Here is a 22,684-nt window from a genome sequence, read left to right as displayed (position 1 = left end):
GGGACCCGGCGTCCGTGCGTCGCGCGCGGCGCCGTTCGCCTACCCTGGACGGCGGGTCCGGCAGGGGCCCGGGGGACGGTAACGATCGCGTGGCCGTGCGGGGCCGCTGGCTTTGCGCATTGCGCCGATCGGCTAGACTTGTCGAATCCGCGTATGCCCCGGGTCGTTCAGTGCGGTTCCGGCACAGGTCTCGCACTCCCTGGGGAACGCAAAGAATCTTCGAGGCGCCTGACGCATCGAGCAACGCCTGATTCGCTCTGTCCGTAGCGGACGTCCAATGCCGGACGGCCGTGGATCGCAACAAACGAGGAGTTTTCGCCGTGTCCGAGGTACGCATTGCCGCCGAGCCGCGCACCGAGTTCGGTAAGGGTGCCGCGCGGCGCACCCGCCGGGCCGGCAAGGTTCCCGCCGTCCTCTACGGCCACGGCACCGACCCCCAGCACATCTCCCTTCCGGGCCACGAGCTGATGCTCGCCCTGAAGACCCCCAACGTGCTGCTCACCCTGGACGGCCTCGGCTCGGGCGCCGAGCTCGCCCTGCCCAAGGACGTGCAGCGCGACCCGATCAAGGGCTTCCTGGAGCACGTCGACCTGCTGCTGGTCAAGCGCGGCGAGAAGGTCACCGTCGAGATCCCGCTGGAGATCACCGGCGAGCTGGTCTCCGGCGGCCAGCTCCAGCAGGAGCTGGTGCAGCTGTCCATCGAGGCCGAGGCGACCCACATCCCCGAGTCGGTCGAGGTGAGCGTCGAGGGCCTGGAGATCGGCTCCCAGCTGCTGGCCAAGGACGTGAAGCTGCCGTCCGGCGCCACCCTGGTCACCGACGAGGAGGCCCTGGTCCTGCAGATCACCGACGCCGCGGCCGCCGCCGCCGCGCTGGAGGAGAGCACCGAGACCGCCGAGGACGAGACCGCGGCCGCCGAGGGCGAGACCGCGGCCGCCGAGGGCGAGACCGAGGCCGCCGAGGGCGAGGGCGAGGGCGAAGCCGCCGAGGGCGAGTCCGCCGAGTAGTACCCCGCCCCCGGGCGGCGCGACGATGTTCCACGGCCCCCGCCGGTGTCACCGGCGGGGGCCGTCGGCCTGTACGGAGGTGTGCGGTGAGCGGTGATCTCTGGCTGGTGGTGGGGCTGGGCAACCCCGGCCCCTCCTACGCGGGCCACCGGCACAACGCCGGTTTCATGGTCCTGGACGTGCTCGCGGGCCGTGTCGGGGGCCGCTTCAAGTCGCACAAGGCGCGCGCCGATGTGGTCGAGGGCCGCCTCGCGGGCACGCGCGTCGTGCTGGCCAAGCCCCGCACCTACATGAACGAGTCGGGCGGCCCGGTGAAGGCGCTGCGCGACTTCTACAAGGTGCCGGTCGAGAACGTGGTGGTCGTCCACGACGAGCTGGACATCCCCTACGGCGCGATCCGGCTGAAGCAGGGCGGCGGTGACAACGGCCACAACGGGCTGCGGTCGATCACCAGATCGCTGGGCGCCAAGGAGTACCCGCGGGTGCGCTTCGGGGTCGGCCGGCCGCCGGGCCGGATGGACGCGGCGGCGTTCGTGCTGAAGGACTTCTCCGCGACCGAGCGCAAGGAACTCGACCTGAACGCCGAGCGCGCCGGCGACGCGGTCGAGGCGCTGCTGACCGAGGGCCTGGCGGCGGCGCAGAACACCTTCCACGCCACCTGACCAGCGGCGACGACTGTCGTGTGGATTACAGGCCACAGGCGGCGCTTTCGGGCCCACCCTTTGGTAAACCGGCCGTAAGATGCCTCACAAACGGGTTTCAAGTCACATGTGAACCTCAGGCGGCATTCAACCGTCCTTGTGATGAAACATGCATTACGGGGTGTCCGAGCCCGACAGAGGTGGGTGAGGAGTTCATGACGACGGTGGACAGGCTGCTATCGGTCGAGACGCCGGCCGAGACGGCCGGACCGGTCGCCGGATCCCAGAACTGGACCGGCACCTACCGGCGGCTCGCGCGGCTGCTGGACCTGGGCAGCATGGCGCTGGCCGGGCTGGTGGCGCTGATGGTGCGCTTCCCCGGCATCCCCGACCACCCCACCTTCCCCTACGTCGCCTTTACCGCGCTGCTGCCGGTGTTGTGGCTGCTCACCCTGCTGCTGTGCCGGGCCTACCAGCCACGCTACATCGGGGTCGGCTACGAGGAGTTCCACCGGGTGCTGCGGGCGGGGTTCATCCTCACCGCGTCGGTGGCGATCGTCTCCTACGCCCTCAAGGTCGAGGTGGCCCGCGGTTACGTGATGATGGCGCTGCCGCTGGGCACCTTCCTGAACCTGGTCGCCCGCTACCGGCTGCGCAAGTGGCTGCACCGCAAGCGCTGGAACGGCCACTACATGCGGCGGGTGCTGGCGGTCGGGCACCGCGCGGCCGTCGCCGACCTGATCCGGCTGCTGCGGGAGAAGCGCTACCACGGCATGGACATCGTCGGGGTGTGCCTGCCGCCGGTGCTGGCCAGCGGTGACGACGCGGTCGACGAGGTCGAGGGCGTGCCGGTGCTGGGCGACTTCGCGCAGGCCGCGTCGGCGGTCGGGCAGATCGGCGCCGACTCGGTCGCGGTGCTGGCCTGTCCGGAGATGGACGGGGTGGCGCTGCGCCGCCTGGCCTGGCAGATCGAGCGCGACGACATCGAACTGGTGGTGGCGCCCGCGCTGATGGACGTGACCGGTCCGCGCATCTCGATCCGGCCGGTGTCGGGCCTGCCGCTGCTGCACGTGGAGCACCCCGAGCTGGCGGGCGCCCGCAAGGTGCTCAAGGGCCTGTTCGACCGGACCGGCGCGCTGGCGGGGCTGCTGGTGCTGAGCCCGCTGCTGCTGGCGGTGGCGGTGCTGATCAAGGTGACCGACCGGGGCCCGGTGTTGTTCCGGCAGACCCGCGTCGGCCGCGACGGCGGGGAGTTCACCGTCTACAAGTTCCGCACGATGGTGGTGGACGCCGAGGCCCGCAAGGTCGAGCTGATGGTCGACAACGAGCACGACGGCGCCCTGTTCAAGATCCGGCACGACCCGCGCGTCACCCCGATCGGCCGCTGGTTGCGCCGCTACTCGGTGGACGAGCTGCCGCAGCTGCTCAACGTGGTGCGCGGCGACATGTCGCTGGTCGGCCCGCGCCCGCCGCTGCCCGAAGAGGTCGCCCAGTACGGCGGGGACGTGTACCGTCGGCTGGTGGTCAAGCCCGGCCTGACGGGGTTGTGGCAGGTGAGCGGCCGGTCCGACCTGACCTGGGACGAGTCGGTGCGGCTGGACCTGCGGTACGTGGACAACTGGTCGCTGGCGCTGGACCTGCAGATCATGTGGAAGACCTGGTCGGCGGTGTTCCGCGGCTCGGGCGCGTACTAGCGCCGCGACGGCCGCGAGAACACCCACATACCCCCGTCCCGCTCCCGGTCCGCGCGCGGCCGTGAGAATGTAGACCCAACAGATCAGCCGAGTCGGGATTACGGGCGGACGAATGACAGAGATCGCGGTGGTGGACGACCACGCGCTGGCGGGCGAGCTCGCCGCGGCGGCGGGCCGGCTGCTGCTGGAGGTTCGGGAGCGGGAGGGCTTCGCCGACGCGAAGGCCCTCAAGGACACCGGCGACCTGCGGTCGCACGAGTACCTGATGGCCGCCCTGGCCGAGCGCTGTCCCGGCGACGCGATCCTGTCGGAGGAGGGCCGCGCCTCCGTCGCGGCCTCGGTGGCCGCCCGCGGCGCCGCCGCGCCCACCGCCAACACCGCCGACGCCGACCGCCTGTCGGCCGACCGGGTCTGGATCGTCGACCCGCTGGACGGCACCCGCGAGTTCTCCGAGGAGGGCCGCCGCGACTGGGCCGTGCACGTGGCGCTGTGGGAGAAGGGCCGCCTGACGGCGGGCGCGGTCGCGCTGCCCGCCCAGGGCCGCACCCTGCGCACCGCCGCGCTCGGCGGCGCGGTGACGGTCACCGCCTCACGCGAGTCGGTGCTGAAGGCCCCCGCGCCCGACCCCGGCCGCCTGCGGATCGCCGTCAGCCGCACCCGGCCGCCGGAGTTCGTACAGAAGCTCGCCGAACGTCTCGACCTGGACGTCGAGCTGGTGCCGATCGGCTCGGCGGGCGCGAAGATCTCGGCGGTGCTGCTGGGCGAGGTGGACGCCTACGTCCATGCCGGGGGCCAGTACGAGTGGGACTCGGCCGCCCCGGCGGCCGTCGCCCTCGCGGCGGGCGCGCACGCCTCCCGCATCGACGGCTCGCCGCTGGCCTATAACCGGAGCGACCCCAGGCTGCCGGATATCCTGGTGTGCCATCCCGTGTCGGCATCGACGCTGCTGACCGGCATCCGGGACGTGAGCGACGCTCTGCCGGGCTGTCCCTAGCGGCCGCCCGGCCGCCAGAACGACGCCCAGACCGGTGGGCGCGGGCCCGTGCCCAGCGCCCGTGCCGGTGCATCTGCCCAACAGCGTGGAGAGAGCCCCAGACCATGCAGCGCTGCGATTACCTTCTGTCCCAGTTGGACGTCCTCGAAGCCGAGTCGATCCACATCATCCGCGAGGTGGCCGCCGAGTTCGAGCGGCCCGTCCTGCTGTTCTCCGGCGGCAAGGACAGCATCGTCATGTTGCGCCTCGCCCAGAAGGCGTTCTGGCCGGCGCCGATCCCGTTCCCGGTCATGCACGTCGACACCGGGCACAACTTCCCCGAGGTCATCGACTACCGCGACCGCCGCGTCGCCGAGCTGGGCCTGCGCCTGGTGGTCGCCTCCGTGCAGGAGTCGATCGACCAGGGCCGCGTGGTGGAGGAGACCGGGCGGCGCGCCTCGCGCAACCGCCTCCAGACCACCACGCTGCTCGACGCGATCGAGGAGCACCGCTTCGACGCCGCGTTCGGCGGCGCGCGCCGCGACGAGGAGAAGGCCCGCGCCAAGGAGCGCGTGGTGTCCTTCCGCGACGAGTTCGGCCAGTGGGACCCCAAGAACCAGCGGCCCGAGCTGTGGAACCTGTACAACACCAAGATCAGGCAGGGCGAGCACGTCCGGGTGTTCCCGCTGTCCAACTGGACCGAGCTGGACATCTGGGACTACATCCGGCGCGAGGAGCTGGAGCTGCCGCCGATCTACTTCGCGCACAACCGCCGGGTGTTCGAGCGCGACGGCATGCTGCTGGCCGACATCGAGTACGCCAACCGCGGCGACGACGAGCCCGCGTTCGAGGCGACGGTGCGCTACCGCACCGTCGGCGACGCCTCCTGCACCGGCGCGGTGAAGTCCACCGCCGCCACGCTGGACGAGGTGATCGAGGAGATCGCGGCCACGCGCGTCACCGAGCGCGGCCAGACCCGCGCCGACGACCGGGCCAGCGAGGCCGCCATGGAGGACCGCAAGAAGGAGGGCTACTTCTAATGTCCAACCCGAAGAACATGGACATCCTGCGGTTCGCCACGGCGGGCAGCGTGGACGACGGCAAGTCCACGCTGATCGGCCGCCTGCTGTTCGACTCCAAGTCGATCTTCGAGGACCAGCTGGAGTCGGTGGAGCGCACCAGCGCCGACCGCGGCGAGGAGTACACCAACCTCGCGCTGCTCACCGACGGCCTGCGGGCCGAGCGCGAGCAGGGCATCACCATCGACGTGGCCTACCGCTACTTCGCGACGCCGCGCCGCAAGTTCATCATCGCCGACACCCCCGGGCACATCCAGTACACCCGCAACATGGTCACCGGCGCCTCCACCGCCGACCTCGCGATCATCCTGGTGGACGCGCGCAAGGGCATCCTGGAGCAGTCCCGGCGGCACGCCTTCCTCACCACGCTGCTGAAGGTGCCGCACCTGGTGGTCGCGATCAACAAGATGGACCTGGTGGACTACGACCGGGCCGTCTACGAGCGGATCGTGGACGAGTTCACCGCGTTCGCCTCCAAGCTGGAGATCACCGACCTGACCTTCATCCCGCTGTCGGCGCTGCACGGCGACAACGTGGTGGAGCGGTCGGTGAACATGCCCTGGTACGAGGGCTCCTCGCTGCTGCACCACCTGGAGCACGTGCACATCGCCTCCGACCGCAACCTGATCGACGTGCGGTTCCCGGTGCAGTACGTGATCCGCCCGCACGCCTCCACCGACCCCGAGCTGCACGACTACCGGGGCTACGCGGGCCAGGTCGCGGGCGGGGTGCTCAAGCCGGGCGACGAGGTGGTGCACCTGCCGTCCGGCCTCACCACCACCATCACCCACATCGACGGCCCGGCCGGGCCGGTCGAGGAGGCGTACGCGCCGATGTCGGTGACGCTGCGGCTGGCCGACGAGATCGACATCTCCCGGGGCGACATGATCGCCCGGCCGCACAACCGGCCCGAGGTCGCCCAGGACCTGGACGCCATGGTGTGCTGGATGACCCCCGACCGGCCGCTCGCCCCGCGCATGAAGCTGGTCCTGAAGCACACCACCCGCACCGCCAAGGCGATGGTGAAGGACCTGAACTACCGGCTGGACGTCAACACCCTGCACCGCGACGAGCAGGCGACCGCCCTCGGCCTGAACGAGATCGGCCGCATCTCGCTGCGGGTCACCCAGCCGCTGTTCGTCGACGACTACGGCCGCAACCGGCTGACCGGCGGCTTCATCCTGATCGACGAGGCCACCAACAACACGGTGGCGGCGGGGATGATCACTGGGGCGAAGTAGCACGCGGGGGACGGGCGGTTCACCCCGGGCCCACCGGGGCTCACCAGGGCGGTTTGGCAGTATCGGCCGTCCGGTGCCGGTAATGTCAAAGGCGAATTGACTCACTGGCACCTCTGGAGTCCCTTTGAACCAGCTCGTCCCCCCGGGCCCGTCGCCTGAGACGGCCTCGTGAAGGCGCTCGTGCTGGCGGGCGGGGCCGGGTCGCGCCTGCGCCCCATCACCCACACCTCGGCCAAGCAGCTCGTGCCGGTGGCCAACAAGCCGGTGCTGTTCTACGGCCTGGAGGCCATCCGCGACGCCGGCATCCGCGAGGTCGGGATCGTCGTCGGCGACACCGCCGCCGAGATCCGGGCGGCCGTCGGCGACGGCTCGGCCTTCGGCCTGGAGGTCACCTACCTGCCGCAGGACGCCCCCCGGGGCCTGGCCCACGCGGTGCTGATCGCCCGCGAGTTCCTGGGCGAGGACGACTTCGTGATGTACCTGGGCGACAACTTCGTCGTCGGCGGCATCGACGACCTGGTCGACCGGTTCCGCGCCGAGCGCCCGCAGGCGCAGATCATGCTGACCCGCGTCTCCGACCCGCGCGCCTTCGGCGTCGCCGAGCTGGACGCCGCCGGGCGCGTGGTCGGCCTGGAGGAGAAGCCCGAGCACCCCAAGAGCGACCTGGCGCTGGTCGGGGTCTACATCTTCAGCCCGGCCGTGCACCGGGCCGTGGCGGGGCTCAAGCCGTCCTGGCGGGACGAGCTGGAGATCACCGACGCCATCCAGTGCCTGATCGACGAGGGCCGCCGGGTGGAGTCCACCGTCATCACCGGCTACTGGAAGGACACCGGCAACGTCACCGACATGCTGGAGGTCAACCGGCTGGTGCTGGAGGGCGTCGAGCCGCACGTGGCCGGCGAGGTGGACGAGTCCAGCGAGCTGATCGGCCGGGTGGTGGTGGAGGCGGGCGCGACCGTGACCGCCTCCCGGATCGTCGGCCCGGTGATCGTCGGCGCCGGCTCGGTGGTGCGCGACTCCTACCTCGGCCCGTTCACCTCCATCGACCGCGACTGCCGGATCATCGACAGCGAGGTCGAGTACTCGATCGTGCTGCGCGGCGCCTCCATCGACGGCGTCGGCCGCATCGAGGTGTCGCTGATCGGCCGGGAGGCGGAGGTCACCCCCGCCCCGCGCGTCCCGCGCGCCCACCGACTCGTCCTGGGAGACCACAGCAAAGTGCAGATCAGCAAATGACGCGCGTCCTCGTCACCGGCGGCGCCGGTTTCATCGGGTCCCACTACGTCCGCGAGCTGGTCTCGGGCGCCTACCCCGCGTGGGCGGGCGCCGAGGTCACCGTGCTCGACCGCCTCACCTACGCCGGCAACCTGGCCAACCTGGAGCCGGTCGAGGGCCGCTTCGCGTTCGTGCACGGCGACATCTGCGACGCCGATCTGCTGGCGGAGCTGGTGCCCGGCCACGACGTGGTGCTGAACTTCGCGGCCGAGTCGCACGTGGACCGGTCGATCGCCAGCGCGGGCGAGTTCGTGCGCACCAACGTGCTCGGCGTGCAGACCCTCATGCAGGCGTGCCTGGACGCGGGGACGCCGCGCGTGGTGCAGGTGTCCACCGACGAGGTGTACGGCAGCATCGACGCCGGCTCCTGGGACGAGGACGCGCCGCTGGCGCCCAACTCGCCCTACTCGGCGGCCAAGGCCGGCGGCGACATGATCGTCCGGGCGTACGCGCGCACCCACGGCCTGCCGGTCAGCATCACCCGCTGCGGCAACAACTACGGCCCCTACCAGTACCCCGAGAAGGTCATCCCGCTGTTCGCCACCAACCTGATGGACGGCCGCACCGTGCCGCTCTACGGCGACGGCGGCAACGTGCGCGACTGGATCCACGTCGCCGACCACTGCCGGGGCATCCAGGTCGCGGCCGAGCGCGGCGAGCCGGGCGAGGTCTACCACATCGCGGGCACCGCCGAGCTGACCAACCTGGAGCTGACGCGGCGGCTGCTGGACGCCCTGGGCGCGGACTGGGACCGGGTCGAGCGCGTCGCCGACCGCAAGGGCCACGACCGCCGCTACTCCCTGGCCGACGGCAAGCTGCGCGCCCTCGGGTACGCGCCGACCGTCGGCTTCGAGGAGGGTCTCGCCGGGACCGTCCGCTGGTACGAGGCCAACCGCGCCTGGTGGGAGCCGCTCAAGAAGCGCGCCGAGGACGCCCGGTGACCTGGCTCGTCACCGGTGCCGGGGGGATGCTCGGCACCGACCTGGTCGCGCGCCTGCGCGCCCGCGGCGAGGACGTGGTCGCGCCGACCCGCGCCGACCTCGACCTCCGCGACGCCGACGCCGTGCGCGCCGTGCTGCGCGAGCACCGCCCCGCCACTGTGGTGAACTGCGCCGCCTGGACGGCCGTGGACGACGCCGAGGCGCACGAGGACGAGGCGCTCGCCCTCAACGGCACCGCCGTGGCGAACCTCGCCGAGGCCTGCGGCGACGCCACCCTCGTCCAGATCTCCACCGACTACGTCTTCGACGGCACGGGGGCCGCCGGCCCCTACGCCGAGGACGCCCCCACCGGCCCGGTCAACGCCTACGGCCGCACCAAGCTGGCGGGGGAGCGGGCGGTTCTCGCGACCGGCCGCGGCTACGTCGTCCGCACCGCCTGGTTGTACGGCGCGCACGGCCCCAACTTCGTCGCCACCATGGTGCGGCTGGCGGGCGAGCGCGACACCCTGGACGTGGTGGACGACCAGGTCGGGCAGCCGACCTGGACCGGCGACCTGGCCGAGCAGATCATCCTGCTGGCCGCCTCCGGGGCCGCGCCGGGCGTCTACCACGGCACCAACGGCGGCCGCACGAGCTGGCGCGGCCTGGCCCAGGAGGTGTTCGGCCTGCTCGGGCAGGACCCCGAGCGGGTGCGCCCCACCACCTCCGACCGGTTCCCGCGCCCGGCGGCACGGCCCGCGTTCAGCGTGCTGGGGCACGACCGCTGGGCGGCGGCGGGCCTGCCGCCGATGCGCGACTGGCGCGCGGCCCTGCACGCCGCCTGGCCCGAGCTGGGCTACAGCTTGGCGTAGAAGTCCAGGCACTGCTGGTAGTCGGGGAGCAGCCCGGCCGTGCGGGCCTCGGCCAGCGACGGCGCGTCGGCGTCCTTGGCCGACAGGGTCGGCTCGATCTCGGCGGGCCATTCGATGCCCAGCTCGGGGTCGAGGGGGTGCACCCCGTGCTCGCGTCCGGGGGCGTAGCCCTCCGAGCACAGGTAGACGACGGTGGAGTCGTCCTCCAGGGCCAGGAAGGCGTGGCCGAGCCCCTCGGCGATGTAGAGGCAGCGGCGGTTGCGGTCGTCCAGGCGGACCGCCTCCCACCGGCCGAAGTCGGGGGAGCCGACGCGCAGGTCCACGACCACGTCCAGGATCGCGCCGCGCACGCAGGCGACGTACTTGGCCTGGCCGGGCGGCACGTCGGCGAAGTGCACGCCGCGCAGCGCGCCGCGGGCCGAGACCGAGCAGTTCGCCTGGGCCAGGTTCAGCCGGTGCCCGACGTGCTCGGCCAGCACGTCCGCCCGGAACCACTCGTGGAACGAGCCGCGCTGGTCCCCGTGGATACGGGGCGAGAACAAAAAAGCACCTTTGATGCCGAGTGGGTCCACATGCGCAAGAATGCCACAGCTTCACTGAAGAGGGGGGATAACGCTGTGAAAGTCGTCCATGACCGACCGTGGCACCCCGCGGTCACCACCCTGGCCATCGCGGCGCTGACCGTCATGCCCACCCTGCCCGCGCACGCCGCCGTGTCCACCACCGCGTCCGCCCCGACGCCCCGGCCGGCCGTCACGACCTCGCCCGCCCCCCAGCCGGCGTTCCGCGCCGACGCGCGCCTGCCCCAGCCCCGCGCGCTGGTGCACGGTGTCGCCGACCCGTCCGTCTGGTGGTCGTTCGACGGCCGCTCCGCCCGCCCCCGGCTGGTCGCGCTCGGCGCGGACGGGCGCGTCCGGGCGACCTACACCGTGACCGGGGCCCGCCGCTGGGACGCCCTGACGATCGTCAAGGGCGAGAACGGGGCGGGCACGCTGGTCCTCGCCGACCTGGCCGAGGCGCGCTCCGGGCGCGGCGTCCTCAGCCTGTACCGCATCCCCGAGCCCGCGCGGCCCGCCGACGGCAGGCTGGCCGCCCAGCCCTTCAAGGTCGGCTTCCCCGACGGCCCGCACGAGGCCGGGACGCTGATGGCCGACCAGCGCGAGGGCCGGCTCTACATCGTCACCCGGGCCAGCACGTCGGCGGCGGTGTACGCGCTGCCCGCCGTGCTGAACCCGGGGCTGGACAACGTGCTGACCCGCATCCGGCGGCTGCCGTTCGCGGTGCGCGGCGGCGCGTTCACCCGGGACGGGCGCGTCGTGCTGCGCGCCCCGGACGCGCTCCGGGTGCTGAGCGGCGTCCGCGAGCAGGTCACGCACGTGATCCGGCTCGACGCCGCGGGCGCCGCCGCCGGGGCCGCGAACCCGGGCCCGGCGTTCGGCGTCTCGGCCGACGGGCGGCGGGCGCTGCTGGCCGACACGGGCGCCCGGCCCATGTTCCGGGCGGTCGCGCTGCCCGCCGGGGCGAAGGCGGGCAGGCCGCGGCCGAGTTCGACGGTAGCGCTGACCGAGCGCAGCCGCCCGGTGTCCTACCCGGTCGGCGACGGCCTGCCCGGCGGCCTGATCGGCACCGGCGCGCTGGCGGGCCTCGGGCTGCTAGGGCTGCTGGGCGGCGGCTTCTACCTGCGGGGCCGCCGCCGGGACGGCTGACGGGACGGCCGACGCGCCGTACAGGTCGGGCGGCGCGGCGCCCTGGCGGCGCAACGTCTCGGTCCAGGCCACCAGGACCAGCAGCCAGATCCCCGACACGTTGGCGGGGGCGGCCAGGCCCTCGGTGGTGATGCTGTCCACCAGGAAGAAGCCGAGCAGGCCCAGCAACATCCCGGCGTCGGGCCGCAACGCCCGGTGCCGGGTCAGCAGCAGGAGCACGAACCCCAGGGTCAGCAGCAGCGCGGCGAACGCGGCCGCGCCGACCGTGCCGTTGTCCACCAGGGCGTTGATGAACGCGTTGTGGCCGCCGCCGAGGCCGATGTCCTCCAGGAACAGCCCGCGCGAGGCCCCCAGCCCCCGGCCGAAGATCGGTTCCTCCGCGTAGGCCCGCATCGCCAGCGTCCACAGGTCGGTGCGGGAGTTGAGCGAGGCGAGCTTCTCGGCGGACTCGCCGCGCGCCACGAACGCCATGATCTTGTCGGAGAACGCCAGGGCGCCCAGCGCCGCCACGGCCGCGCCGAGCACCGCCACGTCGACCCGGCCGCGCGGGCCGCGCGCGGTGGCCAGCAGCACGAACAGCCCGGCCGCGCAGCCCAGGGCCGCGCCGCGGGTGCCGGTCGCCACCAGCGCCCCGGTCAGCAGCAGCAGCACGCCCGCGTAGACGCCCGGATGCCACAGCCGGTGGTCGCGGTCGGCCTGGCGGATCAGGAAGCCCACCGTCAGCAGCACCGCGACGCCGAGGTAGACGCCGGCGATGACCGGGTGCACGAACAGCCAGTTGAACCGGTCCTCGGTGCGGTGGGTGCGCGGGAACGGGTGGGCGACGCCGATCGCGACCGAGACCACCACGACCCCGATGAAGGCGTGCGCGAGCCGCCGCAGGTCGGCGGGCGTGGCGCGCGTCGCCACCATGTGCATCACCAGCATGGTGACCAGCAGTTGCGCGCCGCGGACCAGGCCGAGCGCCTTGAACGGCGACCAGGCCGCCGACATCGCCACGTACCCGGCGAACGCCCAGGCGGCCGTGAGCAGCCCGGTGATCTTGCGGGTGGGGGGCCGCAGCCCGAACCGGTGCACCAGGTACAGCGCCGCCGCGCCGTAGACGGCGATCTCCACCAGCACGGTCAGGTCGGCGCTGCCGCCGACGGTCTGGTCCACGTCCCGGCTGCGCAGCTTGTAGTCGCTGGCCAGCATGAGGGCGAGCGGCAGCACGTAGGCCCACCAGCCGGCCGAGGGCGCGGGCGGGCGCCGCCGGGGGAACAGGACCGGGCGGGGGAACATGCCCGTGGAGGTCATGGGGGCTCCTGTGCTGGGAAGAACGGAACACAGGATACGGACCTTGGGGGGAACCTACGCTGTCACGGATGAATCGAGGGATGCCGCCCCGCACGTTGATCACGGCGGGCCGCGCGGCGGTGCGCCGCTACGGGACGGCGACGGCGGGGTTCCGGCCCGGCCCGGACTTCCTGCTCATCGGGGCCAAGCGCGGCGGCTCGACGTCGCTGTACTACACGCTGCTGGCGCATCCGGCGGTGCTGCCGCTGTTCCCCAGGGCGCGGTGGCTGCCCAAGGCCAACGACACCAAGGGCGTGCACTACTTCGACTCCCACTACGACCGGGGCGCGGCCTGGTACCGCTCGCACTTCCCGACCGCCGCCGCCCGCCGCGCGGCCCAACGGAGGCTGGGCGGGCCCGTCGCTGTGGGGGAGGGGTCGCCGTACTACCTGTTCCACCCGCTGGCGGCGGGGCGGGCCGGGCGGGACGTCCCGAACGCCCGCATCCTGCTGATCCTGCGCGACCCGGTGGAGCGGGCCTTCTCCCACTACCGGGAGCGCCGCAGGCAGCACGCCGAGCCGCTGGAGACCTTCGAGGACGCCCTGGCGGCCGAGGACGAGCGGCTGGCGGGCGAGCGCGAGCTGATCGTCTCGCGGCCGGGGTACCGCAGCTACGCCCACGAGCAGCTGTCCTACCGGGCGCAGGGCGAGTACGCCCCGCACCTGCGGCGCTGGCTGGAGCACTTCCCAGTGGAGCGGACGCACGTGCTGGCCGCCGAGGAGTTCTACGCCGACCCGCAGGCGGCCTGCGACGAGGTCGCGGCGTTCCTCGGCCTGCCGCCCGCGCCGCTGCCCGCCTCGGCCCGCCGGGTGTGGAACGCCGCGCCGAGCCAGGAGCTGGCCCCGACGACCCGGCGGAGGCTGGCCGAGCACTACGCGCCGTTCCAGGACGACCTGGAGCGGCTGCTCGGCCGCACCTTCCCCTGGACACGGCCCTGAGCGGCGCACGGCCCTGAGCAGCGCCTGAGCAGCCTGAGCAAGCGCCAGCGCCCGAGCCCCGGCCGTCCCTAGGGCCGGTGGGCGGGCGCCGAGGGCGTGGCGGCGGGGGAGGGCGAGGGGGCGGGCTGCGGCTGCTCGGGCAGCGTCATGGGGCCCCAGGCGCCCATGTGCCGGCTGTCGACGGGCTTGCCGAGCACCTCGGCGATCCAGGCGGGCAGCGGGCGGGCCGCGCTCTGCGCCTCCGCCAGCACCACGCGGTCGAGGGCGCCGTCGGCCCCGGCCGCGTGCCGGGCGTCGCGCGCCTGCCCGGCCCCCTCCTGCCCGGTGGCCGACCGGAACTCGCCGAGGTCGGGGAAGGTCGCGGGGTCGCCCGCGCCCCTCGACCACACGACCAGGGTGCGCGGGGAGGTCGAGTCGGGCCGGACGTAGAGGTTGCCGTTGGCGGTGATGTCCATCTGCGCGGCGCTGCGCCGGTGCGTGTGGTCCTCCACGCACAGCAGGCAGGGCGTGCCCTCGCGGGCGTCGGCCAGCACGTTGTTGCTGATCGTGGTCTTGCCGATCTGCCAGGTCATCGCCGGGTCGGGGGTCTTGCGCCGCGGGTCGCGGCCGGGCGTGGCCGGGTTGCGCGGGTCGCGGGAGTCCTGGACCAGGTGGAGGGTGCGGCCGTTCTTGGCCAGGGTGTTGTTCCAGATCTGGGCGTCGGAGGTGCCGTTGAGGCGCAGTCCGTCGCCGCCGTTGCCGCGGATGACGTTGCCGGCCACCAGCGCCTTGGCGCTGAGCTCCAGCGAGACGCCGTGGTCGGCGTTGCGGACGATCCGGTCGGCGGTCAGCGTGATGTCGTAGACCGACTCGTCCATCCAGACGCCCTTGCCCAGGTTGTCGGCGGCGACGGTGTTGGTGACCGCGACCTTCCGGGACCGGGTGATCTTGATGCCGCCCGACACCGGGGCGTACTTGAAGCGTTCGAGGTTGTTGCGGGCGCTGCGGGAGTGCTCGACGCGCAGGTCGTCGGCGTGGTTGCCGTGGATGCCGAGCATCCCGGCGCGCGCGGTGGTGACGTGCCGGATTCGGGCCCCGGCGGCCAGCACGCTCAGCCCGGTGGTGGCCGAGTCGGTGATCGCCACGTGCTCCACCGTCACGCCGGGTGCGGCGATCTTGACGCTGCCCATCTGCGGCAGGCTGGTGGCGTACCGGCGCACGCCCAGGCCGCGCAGCGTCGAGCCCGCGCCGCGCACGGTGATCGCCTCGCTGAGCGTGCTGGCCCGCACGTCCTTGCCGGTGGGGTCGTCGCCCAGCACCAGCTGCCGCGCGCCCTCGTCCACGTAGAACGCGCCGTGCCCGACCTGGTCGCGCGAGCCGACCTGCCGCTGGGCGACGCCGTCCACCCACACCTGGTCGGGGTGGGCGGCCATCGGGTACTGGGGCGAGACGAACCGGAAGTCGTCGTCGGCGCTCGCCTTCGCGCCGGCGGTGTAGGTGGGGCTGGCGTCGAAGCGGGCCGTCCAGCCGTCGCTGACCCACCGGCCGTCGCGCGCCGCCCACCGCGTCACCGGGGAGCTGCCGTCGAACCAGACGGCCTCGCCGGGGTGGGCCTGGATCGTCAGCCTCTTGCCGCCGGGGACGGTCACGGTCTCGTGGTAGACGCCGCCGCGCAGCACGATCGTGGCGTTGGAGCGGGCCTTGGCAATGGCCCGGCCGACGGTGCGCAGCGGCTCGTCGAGCGTGCCGTCCGCGCCGTCGTCGCCGGACGGGGACACCACGACCGCGTCGTCGGGCACGGGGTAGCGCGCGGTCCCCACGGTGGCCGCGCCGGGCGGGCCCTGCGGCGCGACGGCGGCGGGCGGCCGCCCCGGTTCGTGGGGGAGTTGCAGGCCGAGGACGCCGACTCCCGCGACCACGGGAAGGGCGAAGACCCTGACGACCATCGCGCGGTGCGTGTTGCGAGACATGACGTGACCCTTCGCCCTGGGGACGCTCAACCAAGAACGTACCCATCTCAGGCCCGTCCGGCCACTCGGGTCACCGGCCTGCTCTGGCCGCACCCGGACCGGTCTAGCGCTGGACCGCCCCGGCGAAGACGGCCGTGTGGTGCTTGGCGGAGAACCGGACGCCCAGGACGACCTGCTTGTAACCGGCGCTGGGCAGGTCGAACGCGTAGGACGCCGACCTGCTCTTGCCCGGCTCGACGGTGCCGTAGAAGTCGTTCAGATTACCGTAGGAGGTCGGGCTGGCCTGCGCCTTCTTGGCGCCGTACCGCGCGACCACCCGCACCTGGTTGAGGTCCAGCGGCGCGCCCGAGCCGTTGGTGAAGCGCAGCGTGAAGATCGTCAGCGACTTGCCGGTGATCTCGCCGGGCCCCTTGGCCTTGTTGCGCACCGAGCGGACGCCCGCCACCGCCACGCTGATCTTGTCGGGGTAGGTGACCGGCTTGCGCAGCCCGGTCGAGGACTTCAGCGCCGTGGAGCCGGGCACGTCGGTCGCGGCGGCCTCGGGCGGCGCGCTGGGCGCCGGGGGCGGCGGGCCGGGCTTGTCCTCGGCCTTCTTCTTCTCGCCGGAGCAGCCGGTGAGGGCCAGCACGAGGGCCAGTGCCGCGCCGGTCACCGCCAGGTGCCGGGGCGGGCGCGTTCCCGGGTGGGGCATGACGGCTTCTCCTCGATCGACGCAGGGGGCCAGGGACGCCGGTGGCGGGGCCGGGCGAGCTGGAGTGTTGCCAGTGTAGACAGCCGGGATGGGCGGACGGTCCGTGAATGCCGTGAAGGGCCTGAAGGACGCGATGGCGGTGATGAGCGGCGATGAGCGGTGATGGCGGTGATGGGCGGCGGGTTGGCGGTGAGGGTCCGGCTTTGCCGGTCGGCAGGGTCAAGGATCGGTTAACCTTCCTTTGCCTCGGTGACAAAGTGAACGCCGGGATTTGAGCGCCAAAGGGAACTTCAACCTGTGAGAGTCCTTTCTCAAGCGCGCCGGCGGATCGCCGTCGCCGCCGGTACCGCTCTGACCACCCTGCTGCTCGGTGCGACCGTTCCGCCGATCGCCCCCGCGGGAGCCGACACCGACCCGCCGGAGGGCACGCCGCCCACCGTCAGCGCCGACCCGCTGCCGACCTGGCAGGTCGACGGCGTGGTGTGGAGCATGACCACTGTCGGCAGCACCGTCTACGCGACGGGCAACTTCACCAAGGCGCGGCCGCCGGGCGCCAAGGCGGGCGACGCGCGCGAGGTGGCGCGCAAGAACCTGCTGGCCTTCGACATCACCACCGGCGAGCTGGTCACCTCGTTCAACCACAGCCTCGACGGCCAGGGCCTGCGCGTCGTGGCCTCGCCGGACGGCAAGCGCGTGTACGTGGGCGGCGAGTTCACCACCGTGGACGGCCAGGCCCGCCAGCGCATCGCCGCGTTCGACACCGCCACCGGCGCCCTGGTCGCCGGCTTCAAGCCCGCCGTCTCGGCCAAGGTCCGCGGCATCGCCGCGACCAACTCCACGGTCTACCTGGGCGGCAACTTCTTCAACGTCAACGGCAAGTCGCGGCAGCGGCTGGCGGCGGTGAAGGCCGCCGACGGCGCCAACGTCGACACCTGGAAGCCCGTCGTCGACGACGAGGTGATGGCGCTGGCCATCGCCCCCGGCGACGAGCGCGTCCTGGTCGGCGGCAAGTTCCAGAACCTCAACGGCGCGCAGCAGGTCGGCATCGGCGCGGTCGACGCCGCCACCGGCGCGGCCCGGCTGTGGACGAGCAAGCCCATCCCCACCCGCGAGTCCGCCAAGATGAACCTGTCGTACGTCACCGACCTGTTCATCCAGGGCGACACGGTGTTCGCCTCCGCCGACGGTGAGGGCGGCCACTGGTTCGACGGCCGGTTCGCGGCCAAGGCCGACAACGGCGACCTGGTGTGGCTGGACAACTGCTACGGCGCGACCTACGGCATCTTCGCCCAGGGCAAGTCGGTCTACAGCGTCTCGCACGCCCACGACTGCGCTTCGCTGGGCGCCTTCCCGGAGACCAAACCGCAGACCTGGCACCGCGCGCTGGCCGAGACCAGCTACCCCACCGGCACCGACCAGGCGCCTCCGGGAGCGGGCAGCAACTACAACAAGCAGCCGATCCCGAGCCTGCTGCACTGGTACCCGACCCTGGCGATGGGCTCGTTCACCAAGCAGAACCAGGCGGCCTGGGCCGTCACGGGCAACAGCGACTACGTCGCGATGGGCGGCGAGTTCCCGCGCGTCAACGGCAAGGCCCAGCAGGGCCTGGTCCGGTTCGCGCTGAAGAACCGGGCGCCCAACAAGACCGGGCCCGAGGCCGCCGAGCTGACCGCGCCCACCGCGCGGAGCCTGCCCGGCGGCGTCCGGGTCGGCTGGCGCACCACCTGGGACATGGACAACCACGCCCTCACCTACGAGGTGCTGCGCGACAACGGCACCACCCCGGTCGGCGTGGTCGAGCGCAGGTCCACCTTCTGGGAGCACTCGAACCTGGCGTTCTTCGACCGCACCGCCCAGCCCGGCGTCGCCCACACCTACAAGGTGCGGGCCAAGGACGCCGCCGGGAACACGGTCACCAGCGCCGCCTCCGACTCCGCCACGGCGGGCGCCGGCACCACCGGCCCCTACGTGAACGAGGTCAACGGTGACGGCGCCGACCACCTGTGGCGGCTCGGCGAGGACGGCGGCACCGCCTCCTACGACTACGCCGGCTCCAACGACCTGACCCTGGCCTCCGGCGCGGCCCGCGGCCAGACCGGCGCGATCAAGGGCGACACCGACCAGGCCACCGCCTTCGACGGCACCGCCGAGGGCACCGCCTCCAGCGCCGCCGCCAGCACCCCGCGCGACTTCAGCGTCGAGGCGTGGGTGAAGACCACCAGCAAGTCCGGCGGCAAGATCATCGGTTACGGCAACCGGAACACCGGCGCCAGCACCTCCTACGACCGCCAGCTCTACCTGACCAACGACGGCCGCGCGGTGTTCGGCGTCTACCCGGGCGCCACCAAGACCGTCCGCAGCGACGCCGGGCTGAACGACGGCCAGTGGCACCACGTGGTCGGCACCCTCAGCGGCGAGGCCGGGATGAAGTTGTACGTCGACGGCAAGCAGGCCGCCGCCGACGCCGACGTCAAGGGCGGCCAGGTCTACCCGGGCTTCTGGCGCGTCGGCGGCGACAACCTCGGCGGCTGGCCGGACCGTCCCGGCAGCGACAACCTGAACGGCGCCCTGGACGAGGTCGCGGTCTACCCGAAGGCGCTGTCGGGCACCGAGGTGGCGCGCCACCACGGCGTCGGCACCGGGGCGACCACCCCCAACCAGCCGCCCACGGCCGCCTTCGAGGCGTCCTGCACCTGGGAGGCGTGCACCTTCGACGCCTCGGCGTCGGCCGACCCCGACGGCTCCGTCGCCGCCTACGCGTGGGACTTCGGCGACGGCAAGACCGGCACCGGCGCCAAGCCGTCGCACACCTACGCGGCGGCCGGGAACCAGACGGTCAAGCTGACGGTCACCGACAACACCGGCGCGGCGGCCGAGACCACCAAGGTCGTCACGGTCCGGACGCAGAACCTGGCGGCCGACACCTTCACCCGCAAGGTCACCGGCGGCTGGGGCAGCGCCGACACCGGCGGCGCGTGGACCCCGCTGGGCACCGGCCAGGCGCTGGCGGTCGGCGGCTCCAACGCCTCGATCCTGCACAGCGCCAAGGGCACCACGGCGGCGGCCTCGCTGAACGCCGTGTCGTCGGGCTACAGCGACGTGAAGGTGAAGGTCGCGGTCAACAAGCTCACCACCGGCAACGGCGTCGCGATCTGGCTGGTCGGCCGCAAGGTCCCCGGCGCGGGCGAGTACCGGGCGCGCGCCCGGTTCCTGCCCACCGGCGGCGTCGGCCTCCAGTTCAGCCGCACCGACGCGGCCGGCAAGGAGACCATGCTCGGCACCGAGAAGGTGCTGCCCGGCGTGACCTACAAGGCGGGCGCGGGCATGTGGATGCGCATGGAGGCCAGCGGGTCGCCGAGCGCGCTCAAGGCCAAGGTGTGGCCCAACAACGGTTCGGCCGAGCCGGGCTGGCAGATCAGCACCACCGACTCCACCGCCGCGTTGCAGAAGGCGGGCGCGATCGGCCTGCGCACCTACGTCGCCTCCAACGCGACCAACGCCCCCCTCACGGTGTGGGTGGACGACCTGAAGGCCTTGCGCCTGCAGTAGCCGTTCGGACGGCCGCTCGCGGCATGATCCCGTCGCCCCGTCGAGGTTCCCACCTCGGCGGGGCGATTTTTTGTGTACATGTCCAGTTGTTTCCCGTGATACAGGGGATCTCATCCATTACCATCTCCTGACCGGAGTGGCCGCTGGGGTCGCCGAGGGCATCCTGGGCAGGGGGTACCGACACGTGAGAGCTCTGACGCGCCGGAGGCGGGCGGGACTGGGCACCATCGCGGCCGCCGCGCTCGTGGGAACGGCCTTCGTCCCCTTCGGAGCGGCCGGCGCCGACACCAGCCCGCCGACCGGGACGCCCGCCACGGTGAGCGCGGACGCGCTGCCGACCTGGCAGGTCGACGGCGTGGTGTGGAGCATGACCACGGTCGGGAACATCGTCTACGCGACGGGCAACTTCACCAAGGCGCGCCCGCCGGGCGCGGCGGCGGGCGACGCCCGCGAGGTGCCGCGCAAGAACATCCTCGCGTTCAACCTGCTGACCGGCGAGCTGGTCACCTCGTTCGACCACAGCCTCGACGGCCAGGGCCTGCGCGTCGTGGCCTCGCCGGACGGCAAGCGCGTGTACGTCGGCGGCGAGTTCACCACCGTGGACGGGCAGCCGCGCACCCGCCTGGCCGCGTTCGACACCGCCACCGGCGACCTGGTCGCGAACTTCGCCCCCAAGGTGTCCAACAAGGTGCGGGGCATCGCCGCGACCGACTCCACCGTCTACTTCGGCGGCAACTTCTTCAACGTCAACGGCAAGTCGCGGCAGCGGCTGGCGGCGGTGAAGGCCGCCGACGGCACCAACGTCGACACCTGGAAGCCCACCGCCGACGACGACGAGGTGATGGCGCTGGCCGTCGCCCCCGGCGGCGAGCGGGTGATCATCGGTGGCAAGTTCCAGAAGCTGAACGGCACCGCCAAGGTCGGCGTCGGCGCGGTCGACACCGGCACCGGCGCGCTCGCCACCTGGACCAGCCGCCCGGTGCCCACCCGCCAGGGCAGCAACTTCTCCTACGTCACCGACCTGTTCGTCCAGGGCGACACCGTCTTCGGGGCGGCCAACGGCGAGGGCGGCCACTGGTACGACGGCCGGTTCGCCGCCAAGGCCGACAACGGCGACCTGGTGTGGCTGGACAACTGCTACGGCGCGACCTACGGCATCTTCGCGCAGGGCAAGTCGGTCTACAGCGTCTCGCACGCCCACGACTGCTCCTCGCTGGGCGCCTTCCCCGAGACCAGCCCGACGACCTGGCACCGCGCGCTGGCCGAGACCAGCTACGCCACCGGCACCGACAAGGCGCTGCCGGGCTCCAACAGCAACTACTCGCGCCAGCCGGTGCCGAGCCTGCTGCACTGGTTCCCGACGCTGGCCATGGGCTCGTTCACCAAGCAGTACCAGGCCGCCTGGGCCGTCACGGGCAACAGCGACTACATCGCGATGGGCGGCGAGTTCCCCAGCGTCAACGGCAAGGCCCAGCAGGGCCTGGTCCGGTTCGCGCTCCGGGAGAAGGCCCCCAACAAGTCCGCCCCGGTCGCGATGACGGCGCCCTCGGCCCGCAAGTCGCTGCTGTCCAGGAGGATCACGGTGTCCTGGAAGGCCACCTGGGACATGGACAACACGGCGCTGAAGTACGAGGTGCTGCGGGACAGCGGCACCACCCCGATCGCCACGCTCAACCAGAACTCCACGTTCTGGAGCCTGCCGAACATGAGCTACGTGGACGCCTCGCCGCCCGCGGGCCAGCACACCTACAAGATCAAGGTGACCGACCCGCTGGGCAACGTCACCGTCAGCCCCGCCTCCGGCGCGGCCGGCCGCTGATCCCGGCACGATCCGTGTGCCCTGGCGCTTCCGCGCCAGGGCACGCGGCGTTTCAGCGCGAGACCGGCGCGGGATCAGCGCATGGCGCGCAGCGCCCCGGCCAGCCGCCGGTTGAACGACGCGTCGTCGCCCGCCGACCGGGCCGCGACTCGCCGCAGCCAGAAGTCCACGGTCTCGGCCGGGCCGCCCCGGGCGGGCGGACGGTCCAGCACGGTGGCGCGGGTGGCGGCGTAGTAGACGGGGTCGGCCTCGGGCGGGGCCCAGGCGGCGTCCTCCCAGTCGATCAACCAGGGGAGTCCGGCGCCGCAGCGGCGCAGGTTCCACATCGTCAGGTCACCGTGCATGGGCCGCCAGTGCCCCGGGATCCCGGCGGGACGCGGCAGGACCGCCGCGAGACGGTCCTGCACCTGGGCGGCGACCCGCGTCACGCAGGTGTGGCGGGCCGGACGCGCGGGCCGGGGCGGCATCGCCTCCAGCAACATCCAGTGCCGTCCGGCCGTCTCGCCCCGGTCCAGGACGCGCGGCACCCGGAACGCCGGGGCGCGGCCGTCCGGGAACGCCGCCATCGCGCGCTCCTCCCGGTCCAGTTCGGCCGGGTCGTCGCGCACTTTGAGAAATCCGCGCGGCCGTCCCCCGTTCAGCAGCACCGCCGCCAGGCCCTGCCGTGAGCGCTGCGGGCGCTCGTAGACCGCCAGCGCGTCGAACGGCCCCACCCGCGCCGCCAGCTCCCGCCATTCCGCCGCGCCGCCCGGCGGTTCCCAGAGCGCGCGGGGCCCCGGGACGGCCCTGGGCCCTGCCGCGGCCACCGCCAGGTACAGCAACCACTGGCAGGCGACGGCGGCGGGCCGCGAACGGGTCAGCAGCGCGACCCCCGCCAGCGCCTCCCGTCGGGTGCCCGCAGGCACCAGCACATTCCCCCTGCCTATGCGTGCCCGAATGAGCACGCTGCGTAGCGGATCGAGACCTGTGTCGTCCTTGTGTCCGAATGTGGTCAT

The 22,684-nt window shown here is 72.8% G+C and carries 18 protein-coding genes; 13 read left to right on the top strand and 5 right to left on the bottom strand.

Annotated features, from left to right (window positions below; translation table 11 throughout):
- The first annotated feature begins 320 nt into the window (after positions 1-320).
- The 9 genes from AH6_RS23610 (at position 321) to rfbD (ending at position 9,702) form a co-directional block, all read left to right on the top strand.
- Entirely contained in the window at positions 321-1,007 is a 687-nt protein-coding gene (locus AH6_RS23610; RefSeq protein WP_067483460.1) for a 50S ribosomal protein L25/general stress protein Ctc, read from the top strand.
- A gap of 86 nt (positions 1,008-1,093) precedes the next feature.
- Positions 1,094-1,669 (top strand): aminoacyl-tRNA hydrolase, encoded by a 576-nt coding sequence (pth, locus tag AH6_RS23605; protein WP_067483458.1) that lies wholly within the window; start codon positions 1,094-1,096, stop codon positions 1,667-1,669.
- A 194-nt stretch (positions 1,670-1,863) separates the two neighbouring features.
- A complete protein-coding gene (locus AH6_RS23600) occupies positions 1,864-3,342 on the top strand; it encodes a sugar transferase (protein WP_067483542.1) in 1,479 nt (492 codons plus the stop codon).
- Between the two features lie 112 nt (positions 3,343-3,454).
- Complete coding sequence (locus AH6_RS23595) at positions 3,455-4,336, top strand: 3'(2'),5'-bisphosphate nucleotidase CysQ (RefSeq protein ID WP_067483456.1); 882 nt, start codon at positions 3,455-3,457, stop codon at positions 4,334-4,336.
- Between the two features lie 104 nt (positions 4,337-4,440).
- Entirely contained in the window at positions 4,441-5,355 is a 915-nt protein-coding gene (gene cysD / locus AH6_RS23590) for a sulfate adenylyltransferase subunit CysD (RefSeq protein ID WP_067483454.1), read from the top strand.
- Between the two features lie 17 nt (positions 5,356-5,372).
- Positions 5,373-6,635 carry a sulfate adenylyltransferase subunit 1 gene (locus AH6_RS23585; protein ID WP_373861787.1) on the top strand — a complete coding sequence of 421 codons (1,263 nt, stop codon included), beginning with the start codon at positions 5,373-5,375 and terminating at the stop codon, positions 6,633-6,635.
- A 168-nt stretch (positions 6,636-6,803) separates the two neighbouring features.
- Positions 6,804-7,871 carry a glucose-1-phosphate thymidylyltransferase gene (locus AH6_RS23580; protein ID WP_067483444.1) on the top strand — a complete coding sequence of 356 codons (1,068 nt, stop codon included), beginning with the start codon at positions 6,804-6,806 and terminating at the stop codon, positions 7,869-7,871.
- Complete coding sequence (gene rfbB / locus AH6_RS23575; RefSeq protein WP_067483442.1) at positions 7,868-8,851, top strand: dTDP-glucose 4,6-dehydratase; 984 nt, start codon at positions 7,868-7,870, stop codon at positions 8,849-8,851. Before AH6_RS23580 ends, rfbB begins: the two co-directional genes overlap by 4 nt.
- The gene (gene rfbD, locus AH6_RS23570) at positions 8,848-9,702 is read left to right on the top strand and encodes a dTDP-4-dehydrorhamnose reductase (protein ID WP_169807899.1); all 855 of its coding nucleotides are present in this window, start codon (positions 8,848-8,850) and stop codon (positions 9,700-9,702) included. The genes rfbB and rfbD overlap by 4 nt, the downstream gene beginning before the upstream one ends.
- Here the strand turns inward: rfbD and rfbC are convergent.
- Complete coding sequence (gene rfbC / locus AH6_RS23565; protein ID WP_067483440.1) at positions 9,687-10,274, bottom strand: dTDP-4-dehydrorhamnose 3,5-epimerase; 588 nt, start codon at positions 10,272-10,274, stop codon at positions 9,687-9,689. The genes rfbD and rfbC overlap by 16 nt on opposite strands.
- Positions 10,275-10,319: 45 nt before the next feature.
- Between rfbC and AH6_RS23560 the strand changes: the two genes are divergently transcribed.
- Positions 10,320-11,408 (top strand): hypothetical protein, encoded by a 1,089-nt coding sequence (locus AH6_RS23560; protein ID WP_067483438.1) that lies wholly within the window; start codon positions 10,320-10,322, stop codon positions 11,406-11,408.
- Here the strand turns inward: AH6_RS23560 and AH6_RS23555 are convergent.
- Entirely contained in the window at positions 11,355-12,704 is a 1,350-nt protein-coding gene (locus AH6_RS23555; RefSeq protein ID WP_067483436.1) for an O-antigen ligase family protein, read from the bottom strand. The two genes, AH6_RS23560 and AH6_RS23555, sit on opposite strands and share 54 nt — an antisense overlap.
- 68 nt (positions 12,705-12,772) lie before the next feature.
- Between AH6_RS23555 and AH6_RS23550 the strand changes: the two genes are divergently transcribed.
- On the top strand, positions 12,773-13,681 hold the full coding sequence (locus tag AH6_RS23550; protein WP_067483434.1) for a sulfotransferase: 909 nt from the start codon (positions 12,773-12,775) through the stop codon (positions 13,679-13,681).
- A 68-nt stretch (positions 13,682-13,749) separates the two neighbouring features.
- Here the strand turns inward: AH6_RS23550 and AH6_RS23545 are convergent, their stop codons facing one another.
- Together AH6_RS23545 and AH6_RS23540 are read right to left on the bottom strand one after the other, a co-directional pair.
- Positions 13,750-15,630 (bottom strand): right-handed parallel beta-helix repeat-containing protein, encoded by a 1,881-nt coding sequence (locus tag AH6_RS23545; RefSeq protein WP_067483431.1) that lies wholly within the window; start codon positions 15,628-15,630, stop codon positions 13,750-13,752.
- Between the two features lie 103 nt (positions 15,631-15,733).
- A complete protein-coding gene (locus AH6_RS23540) occupies positions 15,734-16,321 on the bottom strand; it encodes a hypothetical protein (protein ID WP_067483429.1) in 588 nt (195 codons plus the stop codon).
- Positions 16,322-16,618: 297 nt separating this feature from the next.
- Here AH6_RS23540 and AH6_RS46040 point away from each other — a divergent pair, with 297 nt between their 5' ends.
- On the top strand, positions 16,619-19,870 hold the full coding sequence (locus tag AH6_RS46040; protein ID WP_067483427.1) for a LamG-like jellyroll fold domain-containing protein: 3,252 nt from the start codon (positions 16,619-16,621) through the stop codon (positions 19,868-19,870).
- A gap of 184 nt (positions 19,871-20,054) precedes the next feature.
- A complete protein-coding gene (locus tag AH6_RS23530; protein WP_157431656.1) occupies positions 20,055-21,689 on the top strand; it encodes a PQQ-binding-like beta-propeller repeat protein in 1,635 nt (544 codons plus the stop codon).
- Between the two features lie 74 nt (positions 21,690-21,763).
- Here AH6_RS23530 and AH6_RS23525 read toward each other — a convergent pair whose 3' ends face one another.
- The gene (locus AH6_RS23525) at positions 21,764-22,594 is read right to left on the bottom strand and encodes a protein kinase family protein (protein WP_169807898.1); all 831 of its coding nucleotides are present in this window, start codon (positions 22,592-22,594) and stop codon (positions 21,764-21,766) included.
- Positions 22,595-22,684: the final 90 nt, after the last annotated feature.

The organism is Actinomadura hibisca NBRC 15177, from assembly GCF_001552635.1.
GTDB classification, from domain to species: domain Bacteria; phylum Actinomycetota; class Actinomycetes; order Streptosporangiales; family Streptosporangiaceae; genus Spirillospora; species Spirillospora hibisca.
Note: the sequence above shows the minus strand (reverse complement) of the source record. Positions and strands in the feature narration are given on the sequence as shown.

Coding starts and splice junctions, on each gene's coding strand:
- AH6_RS23540 (WP_067483429.1), bottom strand. CDS start 16,321: ATGCCCCACCCGGGAACGCGCCCGCCCCGGCACCTGGCGGTGACCGGC.
- cysD (WP_067483454.1), top strand. CDS start 4,441: ATGCAGCGCTGCGATTACCTTCTGTCCCAGTTGGACGTCCTCGAAGCC.
- rfbB (WP_067483442.1), top strand. CDS start 7,868: ATGACGCGCGTCCTCGTCACCGGCGGCGCCGGTTTCATCGGGTCCCAC.
- AH6_RS23545 (WP_067483431.1), bottom strand. CDS start 15,630: ATGTCTCGCAACACGCACCGCGCGATGGTCGTCAGGGTCTTCGCCCTT.
- AH6_RS23555 (WP_067483436.1), bottom strand. CDS start 12,704: ATGACCTCCACGGGCATGTTCCCCCGCCCGGTCCTGTTCCCCCGGCGG.
- AH6_RS23550 (WP_067483434.1), top strand. CDS start 12,773: ATGAATCGAGGGATGCCGCCCCGCACGTTGATCACGGCGGGCCGCGCG.
- AH6_RS23595 (WP_067483456.1), top strand. CDS start 3,455: ATGACAGAGATCGCGGTGGTGGACGACCACGCGCTGGCGGGCGAGCTC.
- AH6_RS23600 (WP_067483542.1), top strand. CDS start 1,864: ATGACGACGGTGGACAGGCTGCTATCGGTCGAGACGCCGGCCGAGACG.
- AH6_RS23585 (WP_373861787.1), top strand. CDS start 5,373: ATGGACATCCTGCGGTTCGCCACGGCGGGCAGCGTGGACGACGGCAAG.